Origin of the sequence: Methanolobus profundi (genome assembly GCF_900114835.1) — an archaeon.
Taxonomy (GTDB): Archaea; Halobacteriota; Methanosarcinia; order Methanosarcinales; family Methanosarcinaceae; genus Methanolobus; species Methanolobus profundi.
Genome location: NZ_FOUJ01000001.1, coordinates 213815 through 227706, shown reverse-complemented (window position 1 = coordinate 227706; position 13892 = coordinate 213815). Strand labels below are relative to the sequence as shown.

14 protein-coding genes are annotated in these 13892 nt (G+C 44.7%); 8 read left to right on the top strand and 6 right to left on the bottom strand.

Going from position 1 to position 13892, the window contains the following annotated elements; genetic code table 11:
- Window positions 1–8 precede the first annotated feature (8 nt).
- Together BM008_RS01220 and BM008_RS01215 are read right to left on the bottom strand one after the other, a co-directional pair.
- Window positions 9–863 carry a 2-oxoacid:ferredoxin oxidoreductase subunit beta gene (locus BM008_RS01220; RefSeq protein WP_091932044.1) on the bottom strand — a complete coding sequence of 285 codons (855 nt, stop codon included), beginning with the start codon at window positions 861–863 and terminating at the stop codon, window positions 9–11.
- 1 nt (window position 864) lies between these two features.
- The gene (locus BM008_RS01215; RefSeq protein ID WP_091932042.1) at window positions 865–2592 is read right to left on the bottom strand and encodes a 2-oxoacid:acceptor oxidoreductase subunit alpha; all 1728 of its coding nucleotides are present in this window, start codon (window positions 2590–2592) and stop codon (window positions 865–867) included.
- A gap of 380 nt (window positions 2593–2972) precedes the next feature.
- On the opposite strand from BM008_RS01215, the gene BM008_RS01210 reads away from it, so the two are divergent.
- Together BM008_RS01210 and BM008_RS01205 are read left to right on the top strand one after the other, a co-directional pair.
- Window positions 2973–3770 (top strand): ATPase domain-containing protein, encoded by a 798-nt coding sequence (locus tag BM008_RS01210; RefSeq protein WP_091932039.1) that lies wholly within the window; start codon window positions 2973–2975, stop codon window positions 3768–3770.
- A gap of 137 nt (window positions 3771–3907) precedes the next feature.
- The gene (locus BM008_RS01205; protein WP_394328908.1) at window positions 3908–4837 is read left to right on the top strand and encodes a response regulator; all 930 of its coding nucleotides are present in this window, start codon (window positions 3908–3910) and stop codon (window positions 4835–4837) included.
- Here the strand turns inward: BM008_RS01205 and BM008_RS01200 are convergent.
- From BM008_RS01200 to BM008_RS01185, 4 genes are all read right to left on the bottom strand, one after another.
- Window positions 4831–5220: a 5-(carboxyamino)imidazole ribonucleotide mutase gene (locus tag BM008_RS01200; protein ID WP_091932033.1), complete on the bottom strand. Its 390-nt coding sequence runs from the start codon at window positions 5218–5220 to the stop codon at window positions 4831–4833. The two genes, BM008_RS01205 and BM008_RS01200, sit on opposite strands and share 7 nt — an antisense overlap.
- 11 nt (window positions 5221–5231) lie before the next feature.
- On the bottom strand, window positions 5232–5519 hold the full coding sequence (locus BM008_RS01195; protein WP_091932031.1) for a chorismate mutase: 288 nt from the start codon (window positions 5517–5519) through the stop codon (window positions 5232–5234).
- Between the two features lie 72 nt (window positions 5520–5591).
- A complete protein-coding gene (locus BM008_RS01190) occupies window positions 5592–6455 on the bottom strand; it encodes a shikimate kinase (protein ID WP_091932028.1) in 864 nt (287 codons plus the stop codon).
- Between the two features lie 147 nt (window positions 6456–6602).
- Window positions 6603–7151, bottom strand: coding sequence for a hypothetical protein (locus tag BM008_RS01185; RefSeq protein ID WP_091932025.1), 549 nt, complete (start codon window positions 7149–7151; stop codon window positions 6603–6605).
- A gap of 551 nt (window positions 7152–7702) precedes the next feature.
- Here BM008_RS01185 and BM008_RS01180 point away from each other — a divergent pair.
- From BM008_RS01180 to fdhD, 6 genes are all read left to right on the top strand, one after another.
- Window positions 7703–8722: a 4Fe-4S binding protein gene (locus BM008_RS01180; RefSeq protein ID WP_091932023.1), complete on the top strand. Its 1020-nt coding sequence runs from the start codon at window positions 7703–7705 to the stop codon at window positions 8720–8722.
- 2 nt (window positions 8723–8724) lie between these two features.
- Window positions 8725–10479, top strand: a complete 1755-nt coding sequence (locus BM008_RS01175) for a formylmethanofuran dehydrogenase subunit A (protein ID WP_091932020.1) — start codon at window positions 8725–8727, stop codon at window positions 10477–10479.
- 5 nt (window positions 10480–10484) lie between these two features.
- A complete protein-coding gene (locus BM008_RS01170; RefSeq protein WP_091932018.1) occupies window positions 10485–11294 on the top strand; it encodes a formylmethanofuran dehydrogenase subunit C in 810 nt (269 codons plus the stop codon).
- 10 nt (window positions 11295–11304) lie between these two features.
- A complete protein-coding gene (locus tag BM008_RS01165; protein WP_091932015.1) occupies window positions 11305–11694 on the top strand; it encodes a molybdopterin dinucleotide binding domain-containing protein in 390 nt (129 codons plus the stop codon).
- Between the two features lie 2 nt (window positions 11695–11696).
- Window positions 11697–13010 carry a formylmethanofuran dehydrogenase subunit B gene (locus BM008_RS01160; RefSeq protein ID WP_091932012.1) on the top strand — a complete coding sequence of 438 codons (1314 nt, stop codon included), beginning with the start codon at window positions 11697–11699 and terminating at the stop codon, window positions 13008–13010.
- Window positions 13011–13096: 86 nt separating this feature from the next.
- Window positions 13097–13840 carry a formate dehydrogenase accessory sulfurtransferase FdhD gene (gene fdhD, locus BM008_RS01155; protein WP_245747800.1) on the top strand — a complete coding sequence of 248 codons (744 nt, stop codon included), beginning with the start codon at window positions 13097–13099 and terminating at the stop codon, window positions 13838–13840.
- The last annotated feature ends 52 nt before the right edge of the window (window positions 13841–13892 follow it).

Genomic DNA, 13892 nt, shown 5'->3' with positions numbered 1-13892 from the left:
AAAGATGATCAGATAAGACCATCCATCAGTTCATTGACCATTTCTGTTCGAGGAACATTCCTGTAAAGTGGGCCTGACCGAAGCACTTCCTGATGATCTTCAAAACTCGGCTTTTCATTTACATAGAAAACACCAAGAGGAATCTCATCCCCCCACTCAAGGGATCTCTCAAATGCCTTCACACGATCATCTAGTTCATAACCGGTATCCTCCATCTCATAGACCCTTTCGGAATACCACTTGAATGTGTTCAGTTTGTTGAAAGAGACACAGGGCTGGAGAACATCCACAAGTGAAAGTCCCTTGTGTTGTATTGCTTTTTCTATAAGTCCGGTAAGATGAGGAATATTTCCGGCATAACCACGGCTCACGAATGAACAATCCAGAGATATGGCAAGTGACAGAGGGTTAAGGGGCATGTTGAAGACACCATGCGTTTGCACCTTTGTCTTCATTCCAACTTCACTGGTAGGTGATGCCTGTCCTTTTGTGAGACCATATATCTGATTGTCATGCACTATCATGGTAATATCAGGGTTCCTCCTGACCGTATGCAGGAAATGGTTACCACCTTCTCCATAGCAATCTCCATCACCCGTAACTGCAAGAACGGTCAGCTCGTGGTTGGCGACCTTTGCACCTGTGGCAGGAGGTAGTGAACGACCATGCAATCCATTGAAAGCATTGCATTTGAGATAATGAGGGAGTTTACTGGACTGCCCTATACCTGAAGCTATGAGCACCTCTGAGGGTTCTTTTCCCAGATTCACAAGAGCCTGTTTTATGGCCTTGAGAATACCAAAGTTACCACATCCGGGACACCAGGCGGTTTCAAATTTACCATAATCCTCTATGCTTACCATTTCAGATCACCTCTTTTTCTTTCAGAGCATTTAGTATGAACTCGGGACTGAAAGGTTTCCCATCATAACGAAGCACTTTTTCTGTTACATCTATATCTGCATCCACCTTAAGCAGACGGGCGAACTGACCCGTGGAATTGTTCTCAACACAGACGGTTCTCTTCGCCTTTGAAAGTGATCGCCTTACATGTTCAATAGGCAACGGATGGATATGTGTGAAATGAACAAGGTTCACAGACTTGCCTTTCTCATTCAGCTGATCTACTACCTCAGCAAGAGGACCATAAGTGGAACCCCAACCGATCAATGTAATTGATGCATCCTGTTTGCCATATATCTTTGGAGCTGGCATCTCTTCCCTGAGAACTTCCAGCTTATTCATACGTTTGTCATTCATCTTTATGCGATTATCAGGATCCTCGTTGATATGACCGAACTCATCATGCTCGTCACTGTCCGCAACGACAAGCACACCTTCCTGACCCGGAAGGGCACGGGGAGAGATACCCATAGGAGTAAGCTTGTAGCGTTTATACTCCTCTTTTTTCGTCCTGAGTTCCTGATCCGACAGAAGATGCCTCTCGACGGTCACCTTTGAAGTATCGAACTTCGGAAGCGTGAACAGGGAATCTGCAAGATATTGATCGCTCAGAACGAAAACAGGTATCTGATATTTATCAGCAATATTGAATGCCTCAGCGGTGAGGTAGAAACAGTCCGCCGGCGTTCCCGGTGCAAGTATGCAGCGAGGGAATTCTCCCTGAGCAGCATTGAGGACGAACTGAAGATCACCCTGCTCGGTCATTGTAGGAAGACCCGTAGCAGGTCCGGGACGCTGGCACAGGAAGATCACTGAAGGTGTTTCTGTGATACTGGCAAGTCCAAGTGCCTCGGCCATCAGGGAAAATCCTCCACCAGATGTTGTTGTCATTGAACGTGCACCTGCAAAGGAAGCACCAAGGACCATGTTCAGCGCAGCGATCTCATCTTCTGCCTGCTCGACCACCACATTGAACTTGTCAGCATTAGCAGCTACATAGGTCATTACACCAGTTGAAGGTGTCATTGGATAAGCTGCAAGGAACTGTACACCGGCTGCAAGTGCACCAAGACCAACTGCCTGATTACCATTGACCAGCATCATACCTTCTTTTTCTTTGGGCTCGCTTACAGCGAACTTACAACCACCAGGATAGTTATCTTTGACATAATTGTACCCTGCCCTTGCAGCATCGATATTCTTCTGTATTATGTCCTCTCCCTTTTTCTTGAAAGATAAGGTAAGGACCTTTTCCAGATCAGAAAGCTCAAGGCACAGAAGTCCAATTATAGAACCCATGGATACAGAGTTGGAATAGATCTTATCCCCACACACATCCTTAGCTATCTTTAACATAGGAACGTGGAAGATCATGTTGGACGGATCTTTCACTTCAATTACATCTGCATCAACTATGACAACACCATCCCTGACCTCTGAAAGATGCTGTTCTATTGAATCCGGATCAAGAGCCAGAAGCAGGTCAACATCCTCTGTCATTGCATATACAGAAGAGTCACTGATACGTATCTGAAATGTATTGTGTCCCCCACGTACCCTTGAAAGATAATACTGTGTGGCAAAGACATGGAAACCGCTTTCCTTAAGCGTCTTTGCAAGAGCCATACCGGTGGTCTGCAGACCCTGGCCTGCCGCACCCCCTATCTTTAGATTGAGATCTATATTCACGATTATCCCCTTTTATTTCAATTGTATAATAGTAGATAGATAACAGGCCTGTATTAACGTGAAAGGTCCTGCTCGTATTTGTCCCAAATTAATATTCAAATTACCACGCCCGCGTATATGAGAGCGGACGATCCAATCCCTTTATCTTTTTTTGGACTGAATCTATAAATATCATTCGCAGATCGTGCAATAATTATCAGGTACTCCATGATGAGAAATAAAATTATGCATCAGAACCAGTATCAAAAGACCTTAATAGATGATTTGAAAGTTGACTAGAAAATAAATATGAACCTAAGAATATGTTTATATAATATATTATCCTTAATAATATATAAATTGGTAGAAACTGATATTTACTCAAATATAATGTGATACAAATGGAAAGAATGCCCACAGGAATAGCTAATCTGGACAAGAAGATAAGTGGCGGTTACCCTAAAGGTAAAGGTATCCTCATCACCGGAGTACCTGGTGCAGGGAAGACCATATTTGGATTGCACTTTTTGCATAAGTCATGCATGGATGGAAAGAAGTGCATAATGGTGGCAACCGAGGAAACACCAGAAGACCTGCTTGAACAGGCATCAATGTTGGGACTTGGGCTGGAATCATTTTTAGAGAATGGGACATTGAAGATCAAACAGGTAATTGAGTTCAGAACAAGATCAATTGCCAGAGAAGCACATATTATAGATGATTTCAGTGATACTGAGATCGAGATCATAGAGGAAACACACCTTGACAGGTCTATAAGACCTGATCAGGAAGGTTTCAATATAGAGGAGATCGACCTCCTTGACCTTGCAAGGCTAATTCCGGAAGGAACCGAAGTGGCAGTTATCGATAATATGGGAGTACTTGCATTCGGCCTGAAAGCAAAGGAATTCAGAGATAAGTTCGATACTCTGAACCGTTTACTTGCAAAACAGAAGACCAGCACACTCTACATTATGGATGAAGCTGCCTATGAGATGACACATAAGATAGCAGACTATTCCACATACGGAGCTGTTAAGCTTATGGTCAAAGAGAATCCATACACAGGAAAGAATGAACGGTTCCTTAGTATACCCAAGATGAGAAGTACAAAGATATCCCTTGATATCAATGTGTTCGATATAACCTCTGCCGGCATAAGTCTTAAAGGTTCCAAGGCCAAGCTTGTAGAACTTTGATCAGGACACATACCACTATTTTTATTGTTTTTCTTTACTCTGCCCAGAGAATTCCAGATCAGGAAGAATACTTATGAAATACAGCAGAGTCATTATGTATTTATAATAACAAGATAATTATATAATTTAAATATAATATAGTCAACCATATCCAGATCAACAAAAAAGAAAAAACGTATTATGATCAGACACCAGGAGTTTTTACTATTACAGCCACCACCCAGCCTAAGATCCTTGTCGTTGATGATGAGATAATGAATATTGAATTGCTCAGGGCATACCTGGAAGAGAAATATGATGTAGTTAGTGCTATGAACGGACAGGAAGCACTTGACCTCATACCTGAGGAAAGGCCTGACGTGATCCTTCTTGACGTCATGATGCCAGACATCAACGGATATCAGGTATGTGAAAGGCTTAAGGCTCATCCGGAGACCCAGTTCATACCAGTGATCATGGTAACAGCACTGTCAGGACGTGACGACTGGATCACAGGTATAGAGGCAGGAGCTGACGAGTTCCTCACAAAACCTGTCAACAAGATGGAGCTCCTCACACGTATCAATTCGTTGCTAAAATTAAAGAGAATGCACTATGATCTTCTGGAAGAAAGAGACAAACTGAACCTTCAGAACAAGGTCAGGTCAGTGCTCACACAGATAATCCCTGCATTGTTCAAGAATCTGCCACCTGAACAAAAAAGCATTGTTATTCACCAGATGATAGAAATGGTAGTTGAATCCATACTGGATAACATCGACCCGGAAACCGATATCACAGGTCAGAAGAATATAGGCGACATCTGCTGCCACATAATAAACCAGTTAGGAGCAGATTTCCATGCAGATCATGAAAAAGAAGGTAACACTGAATTCACCATCCATGGAAGCGTATGTCCATGGGGAAAAGAAGAAGCCCAGATGAACCCGATACTATGTACGTTATCAAGAGGTATCTTTGCAAGGATACTGGACATATACGATCAGGATCTGGAAGTAGACGTGCTCGAGACCATGGGAAATGGCGACGAGCAGTGCATATTCCAATTGAACAAGATCGATTATTGAATCAGATCAAGTATCCTTATTGCAAGATGAGCAGCGTTGGCACCATTATCAACACCCACACTGGCTACCGGTACACCCGGAGGCATCTGTGCTGTTGAAAGAAGAGCATCCAGACCCATCATCTTCGAACTTACCGGTACACCTATCACCGGTTTTTTTGTCTTTGAGGCTATAACACCAGGCAGTGCAGCAGAAAGACCTGCAATGGCAATATACACCTTTGCATCGCTCTCTCCAACATATTCATCAAGCCTGTCAGGATTCCTGTGGGCAGATATGACCTGGACATCATAGGTATAATCAGTGTTATCAAGTACACCGGTCACCCTGTTAGCCACAGCGCGGTCAGACTCTGAACCCATTACTATTGCAATATCTACCATTTCCCTCTCTCCTAAGGAAGATTACCTTCACCACTTAACTCTTGTTGACGTTCTATGTTCATTGTAATAAGTATCTTGAATATCTCTTTTACAGCAGAGACATCAAGATTCAGTTCAACTGCAGCATCTGCTGCACGATCGAGTACCACCGTGTTCTGGGAAGGATCATTGATGTTGATCGCTTCCTTTTTCTTGGCTTCAAGTACCTTTGCAGCCATACCAACCCTTTTATGGATCAACTGCATGATCTCGCTATCTATAAGTCTTATTTCCTGACGTACTTCGTTGATAGTGGACATGTTTACCCCGTGCATATCTATGCATATACTATACTATACTATGATCAATGAATAATTGGAAATTGGATCTTGTCAGATCCTGCTAGCACCTTTATTATCTACCTTGGTCCTTATCACATTTCCGCTGATACCAATATCCATCCACGCATCCTCAAGTTCACCTGCCTGTTGTTCATTGACAAGTGCAACATAGGATGGACCTGTACCTGAAAGTGTTACTCCATGAACACCGATGTCAAGTGCACGCATCAGGAACTCCGTATCGAACCCAAGAGCACTACAATATAAGAAACCATTCTGCGTCATTGCTTTTTCGTACTCGCCATTAATGGAAAGATCGTAGGCGATATCGACCCACGGAGCTATCAGCCTTGAGCGTGATACATCGGTCCCGGAACTGAAAGATCTGCTGTCTGGTGCAAATATCAGCACATCATATTCATGTTCCGTCCTTTTAAGGAGTTCCATTTCCCGGTTATCCGTTACAACGAATCCTCCATAAAAAGAGGCACATGCATCATCAAGAGCCCCGGTGATCGTAACACCGGAATCAAGGGCCGCTCTCACACCGATCTTCACACATTCAAAAGGATCGAGTTCCTCACCTATAGCTGCAAGTGTCGCAAGTACTGATGCATTGGCTGCAGCACTACTACTTTTAAGACCACTCGCAAGAGGTACCTCTGACCTTGTGGCCACTATTCCTCCCATCTCGACACCAAAGTGTTCGAGCACATAAGAGACTGATCTTTCAATAAGAGTGGTATCGGCATCCGGCATACCTTCAATATTCCCGGATATTGCAGAACCGTCTTCTACCAGTTCCACATCTGCAAAAGTTTTAAGATCGATACCAAAAGCTGCACCTTTCCATGTAGCTATTGCGTTGATAACTGTGCCAGCACCAAGTGCGTAGGCACTTCCCTTTAAGACCATTCAGACATTCCTTAACGTTCGTGGATCTGCAAAGTATTTGATAATGCCCTATAGTGGACCTTTGCATTCACCCATACCATTACCATAAACTATTAAAGAATAATGTTCAGTGTGAACAGGCCAAAAAAATTATTCAACATGTTTTGCTTAGTTCGCTCCGGGAGATAATATAAGATCCTTCAGACGATTGTAACAGTTCCTGTACTTATCTTCCAGCTCTGTGGATACACCGCTTCTCATCTGCGGACCTTCAAGGCATTTGTTGAGGTTCTCCATATATTTTCCATTTTCAGAAGACAATAGTTCAAGGAAAAAATTACTGTTGCTGAAATCAAGAAGTGCATCATCGAATATACCCTCACATGATCCATAGAACATGAGGATACCATCGGACACAGGACCATAGAACTTGATCCTCTCATACGTCTCTTTCTTCATATGCTGTGGCGACCTGTATCTATTGGCATCCTGAATTGTCACAAGCACATTGAAATCCTTACTTTTCTTCAAACCCACCGGGATAGTTTCCGGAAAAAGCACCTTGGGTTTCAGACCTTTCTGTTCAAGGTCCGATATAAGGTCCTCCGAACGGGAATCCCCCATTATAAGAAGATGTTCGATCATTCCGTCCTCGGCCAATAATCTCACGATCTCCTTTTCAAATTCGGTACAACCGATAATACTCATCAAAGACATATTCCCATCTCCTCGATCACTAGTAGAATGGTCAAAAGATGATAGCCTGCAATAAAGCGACCCTAAAACATCTAAGACACAAATATAATGCCCCATATATTATGGGTAAGGTATTAGTATATAAATGCACCGAATGTTATAACTCATGTAATATTATTTAGTATGTAAAGATTCTCCGAAATATAATAAGTTCTAATATACAAAAGCCAGCGACGTGTACAAACGATACTTTTATAACAAATACGTGTCACTATATTTACAATTCTTTGGTCCGCAGGACCCGAAGATAGTTTAAATATACAGTGACGCGATCATTGAGGATCAAGATTGTAAGCAGACCTCTCAGGAGGACTTTTTGTCCTGATGTAAGGATCTGTTGAAAAAGGCGTATTCATGCCCGCAAACACATTGGGTGCTTGATCGGTAAATGTTCTTTAGTGGCTTCAGTAAAACTGATATCTGCAATATGCTTTGCAGAACCGCTGCGATCTTTCACAAGACATCGACCTGGAAGCATTTGTATTCATAGGCAGGATTACGGAGAAGATCAAATGAACGAAGTAGTGTTTGGAGTAAAAGACGACAAGCAACTTGAATACACTCCAGAGAAGTGTATCGGTTGTGGAACGTGCGTAATGGCATGTCCTAAAGGTTCATTAGTTATCGGTTCAGTTGGAGCCGTAGCAAGAGGACTCATCGACAAAGATTTCCTTGAGAACCAGACAGAGCTCTGCATTGTATGTGGTATCTGTGCAAAGACATGCCCTACAGGTGCACTTGAAATGAAACAGGCCGGAGAGTCTGTAAATGACAATAGTTACATTAGTGTTGCACTTAAAGACACAACTGTCAACGACAACTGTGTTCACTGTGGACTTTGCGAACAGATATGTCCGCAGGGATGCATTGAAGTAAAACAGTGGCTTGCAAATGACGGAAGTGCAAGTGTTGACGGTGAGACAAAGATCGACACCGACTGTTGTATACACTGTGGATGGTGTGCAGAGGTTTGTCCTGCTGAAGCCATCAGTGTTGAAAAACCATTCGAAGGTACATGGTTCAGGGATGAGAATATCTGTACCGCATGTCGCAGCTGTGTTGACACATGCCCATGCAATGCCCTGTTCAACCCAGACTGGGACGCTGGAGAGAGAGTCGATAAAGTGGCACAGCGTGCTGATGCATGTATATACTGTGGTGCATGTGACATGGCATGTCCTGTCGATGCTATCACTGTCACAAAGACAGCAATTATTCCTGAAGTTGAGAAGAAGACACTCCTTGAAAAGAAACTGCTCAATGCAGAGATGAAGAGACCTACACTCACATCCACGCTTATCATCGATGAGGATTCATGCCTCGGCTGTGGAAACTGTGTTATTGTATGTCCGGTCAATGCAACCGACGATGAGGTCGGAGCAGGATACCTTAATGAGGTAGATGGCAAGAAGGTCCTTGAAGTAAGGAATGGTGTAGCAAAGGTCGTCGATCAGGACCTCTGTGGTTCCGACGGAGCATGCGCAATGATCTGCCCTGTAGGTGCCATCACACTTGAGACCAGGGAGGAATAAAAATGGCAGGAACTATTGCAATCAAGAACGGTTACGTTTATGATCCACTCAACGACATAAACGGTGAGATGATGGACATCTTCATCAAAGACGGAAAGGTCGTAACAGAGCTTTCCGGTGCAGACATGAAGGATGTCAAAGAGATAGATGCAAAGGGCAAGACCGTTATGCCCGGTGGTGTTGACTCACACTCCCACGTAGCAGGAGCAAAGGTCAACGTTGGTAGGATGATGAGGCCGGAAGACCACTACAAACACTACCAGAAGAAGACACCACTTACACACTCAGGCTGTGGATACAGTGTACCTTCAGTATACCTTGGAGGATACGAGTATTCAAAGATGGGATATACAACTGTTTTCGAGGCAGCTGTCCCACCAATGGAAGCACGCCACACACACGAGGAAATGCGCTCAACCCCTATGCTCGATATGGGTGGATACCTTGTACTGGGTAACAACTGGTTCCTCATGAGATATCTCAAAGAGGGAGATGTCGATAAGGCAGCAGCATACATCGCATGGATGATGAGGACACATAAGACATATGGAATTAAATGTGTCAATCCTGCCGGTGTAGAGAACTGGGGATGGGGAGAGAACGTAAGTGCTCTTGACCAGGCTAACATTCACTTCGAGGTCACACCAGAAGATATGATAAAGAGCCTTACCGAGCTTAACGAGAAGCTTGGTATTCCAATGCCAGTGCACCTTCACGCAAACAACCTTGGACACCCAGGATGCTGGGAGATCACAAGGGACTCACTCAAGATACCAAAGAACGTCAAGGCAAAGCCAAACACAGACGTTGAATGGGCAGAGACAAAGAAGAACGCTAAGAGACACGAATCTGTGTACCTTACACACTGCCAGTTCAATGCTTTCGGTGGTACATCCTGGAGAGACTTCGAGTCTGGTATAAAGGGGATCACCGATTATGTCAACAGCAATGACCATGTTGTATTTGACAGTGGATGTGTACCTTTCGGAGACGCAACAGTAATGACCGGTGACGGTCCTGCTATCCATGACCTCTACATGCTTACAGGCCACAAATGGTCCAACACCGATGTAGAGTGTGAGTGTGGATCAGGTGTACTTCCATTCGAATACCTGAAAGGCAACCCTGTACACAGTGTACAGTGGGCAATGGGTCTTGAATCACTTCTCTACGTCAAGGACGCATGGAAGACCATCATGACAACAGACAGTCCAAACGGTGGACCATTCACAAAATACCCATTGATCATTGCATGGCTCATGTCCAACAAGGCAAGACAGGATACATTTGACGAATGTCACAAGTGGGCACAGGACAGAACTGACCTGGCTGCAGAGACAAGGGAAATGGATCTCTTTGAGATCGCAACCATCACACGTGCAAATCCTGCAAGGACTATCGGAATGTCATACAGGAAGGGTACCCTTGGTGTCGGTGCAGATGGTGACGTTGCAATTTATGATATCGATCCAAAGAAGCTCGAGGTCAACGACTACGAGAGTATCGTAAGAGGATTCGAGAATACTGCATACACTGTCAAGGCTGGAGAGGTCGTTTCCCAGATGGGTGAGATCGTAGCGATCCCAGAGAAGAACACATTCTACTCTGACATTGCAACAGATGCAGATGACGAGAAGAGCATGCTTGCAGATGTAAAGAAGTGGTTCAAGTACTACACAATTGGTTTCGACAGATACCCAACACCTGACAAGTACCTGGCAAACCCAACACCGATCCAGGTCAATGCGGAGAAGTGATCTAAATGGCAGACGTAATACTTAAACCAATAGGAAATTTCGACCTTACCGTAGAAGCAGAGGTTGTCACACCTGACAACTTTGCCGGAAAAAGTGCTGACGATATAGGAAAATTACTCGTCTGGCAGGGTCCAGAAGAGTTACCACTTGCAGATTTCTTTTCAGTTGAAGGGAACGGTGGAAGCTCAGCAGAGGACACAACCATCATAATAGATGGTGAGATCCCAAGGGTCAAGCGCATCGGACAGGAAATGACCGGTGGTAAGGTACTCATCAAGGGCAGTGCAGGAATGCACGTTGGCTCAGGAATGCTTGGCGGCGAGATCATTGTAGAAGGTGACGCTGAATCATGGGCAGGAATGGAAATGAAAGGCGGCTCCATCCACATCAAAGGTGATACAAAGGATCACGTTGGCTGTGCATACCGTGGTAGCTGGAAAGGCATGTCTGGCGGACGCATAACCATCGATGGAAATGCAGTAAGCCAGGTAGGCGGCGGTCTTGTCGGTGGAGAGATCATCATCGGCGGCAGCGTTAAACACTTCTGTGGTATCCGTATCAGCGGTGGTCTTATCGTTGTAAAAGGAAATGCTGTCAGAACCGTTGGAGCAGAGATGACCGGTGGTACCATCGTTGTCGGAGGTTGCATTGAGAGATTCACACCAGGATTTGAAATGGTGGATGTAGAATCTGATCTCAAGTTCAACGACATCGAGTGCCCTGGAGAATACAAAAAGTTCACAGGCGACTATGCCATTCCACAGAAAGGAAAAGGCACACTGTACGTCTCCTGTAACAACAACGAGTGTCTGTGAGGTGATATTCATGGAAGCATTACTCAATACAGGTAGTACGATCGATGAAGGAAGACTTGCAAAAGGTGGAAGCAAGTATACCGACGACTACACAAAGGAATGTGCAGTCTGCTGGATGTGCGCAGAGGACTTTACATCCCTTGGTTGCCCTGAGAAAGTGGCAGTCATATCAAGAGATAGAAAATACTCAGTTGCACTTACCACAAAAGTGACTGAAGCAATGAGATCAGGTCAGGTATTCATACCAAGGTCCATCTGGGCAAATGTAGTTGTTGAGCCTGACACATTCTCAACCGGTTCACCACGTTACAAGGGAAGCCCTGTTTTTGTTGAACCTACAGACGATGAGATCCTCAGCGCCGAGGAACTTGTCACGAAGATGTACATGGGAGGCGAATAAAAATGGTCTATAAGAACATTATCTGCCCTGTTTGCGGTGGTTCATGTGACGACGTACAGGTGAACCTGGATAAAAAGAACGGTACAATAGATGTCCAGAACGCATGTAAGATGGGTAACGCCAAGTTCCAGGAAGTTGTAAGTCACCACAGGATCCTTAAACCAACCATCAGAGAGAATGGTAAGGTAAAGGATGTAAGCTGGGATGAAGCACTGGAAATGGCAGCAGACATTCTTGTAAATTCAAAGAAGCCTTTCTTCTTCCTTGGAAGTGAGACATCCTGTGAAGCACAGGAAGTAGGACTTCACATCGCAGAATACCTTGGTGGCCTTGCAGATTCAAACGCAACTATCTGCCACGGACCAACCGTCATGGGTATCCAGGAATCCGGTATGGTCGGAGCTACAGCTGGTCAGGCAAAGAACAGAGCCGACATGATCGTGTACTGGGGTGTCAACGCACTGGAATCCATGCCAAGACACATGTCAAGGTATGGTGTTTTCCCAAGAGGATACTGGACAAAGAGAGGAAGATTCGACAGGACAATGGTCACAGTGGACCCAAGAGTAACACCAACGGCCGCTGCATCAGACCTGCACGTTCAGCTTAACCCTAACTCTGACTATGAGCTTCTCAGTGCTATGTTCACTATCCTTAACGGAAAGGAACCACACCCATCTGTAGAAGAGATCACAGGAGTTCCGATCTCAGTAATGAAGCAGACAGTTGAGATGATGAAGGAATCAAACTTCGTAGCTATCTACGTAGGTCTTGGTGTTTCATCCTCATACGGAAAGCACAGGAACATTGAGATCGCACTGAACTTCGTCAAAGAGATGAACAACTACACTAAGTGTAACATCGGTGCTCTCAGAGGTCACTGTAACGTAGCAGGATTCAACCAGCTTGCATCCTACCTCTACGGCTATCCATTCGGTCTTGACTTTACAAAGGGATACCCAAGGTACAACCCTGGAGAGACAACCTGTGTGGACCTTCTCAGAGAGAAGGATGTAGATGCTGCATTTGTTATGTCAGCTGACCTGATGGACCACATCCCTGCAGAGAGTGCACAGTATCTTGCAGACATACCAATGATCTGCCTCGATATTGCACCATGCCCATCAACCACAGCAGCAGAAGTAGTTCTGCCTGGTGTCATTGATGCTATGGAATGTGATGGTACGTTCTACAGGCTTGACAATGTGCCTGTATACTTCGAGCCATTCACAGACTCACCATTCTCCGAAACAAAGAGCAATGAGGACACCCTCAAGCAGCTCTTTGCAAAGGTAAAGGCCAAAAAGGAAGCATGAGTGAGAACTGGTACTCAGAAAGGAACAGGAAGACGCAAGTCTTTCGAAAGGAGGAGGACGATATATCCTCTCCCTTTTATACCCCCATGAAGTGCCTGGAGATCACTGATAACAGTAAACAACACATAGAGGTGGATGTTATCATCGAGGAAAGGTTCGACCTTTTCGTGAATAACATCCACATAACCACTTTTTTTGCAAGCCCACAGGAACTGGAAGAGCTTGCACTGGGATTTCTCGTCTGCGAGGGATTCATTGAACCTGATACTAAAGTTGATCCAATTAAGATCGAAGACAGATCGGTCTTCTGTGAGATTGGAATCAATACTCCTGAACTTGAAGAACTGACACATCTTGAACGATGCGGAACAACATCATATCGCAAGGATGTTGTCAGACACAACAATTCCAATACTCAATTCACACCCGATGCCATCATCCGTGCAGTAGGCCAGCTTAAAGAGGTCGGAAGGATCTGGCACAGGACCGGAGGCGCACACACGTCGATCATCTGCGACAAACATGGAGAGATACTCTTCTTCTGCGAGGATGTGGGAAGAGCATGCTCCGTGGACAAGGTTGTAGGCAAGGCTCTGATGAATGGGACCGAGCTTTCAGAATGTGCACTGGTGACCACTGGTAGACTTGCATCCACCATGGTTTCAAAGGCTGTGAATGCAGGTATTCCCCTTATTGCAAGTAAGGGTGCTACGGTGCGTGAGGCTGTGGAACTGGCAGAAGAAGCTGGAATCGCGTTGGTGGCTTTTGTGAGGGGAAGAAATCTGTATGTATATGCAGGGGAAAAACGAGTCCTGACAGAGGAGAATTAAAGCTTCTCACTGTGAACCCATTGCAAAACAAAAAACATTATATCCCATAAAC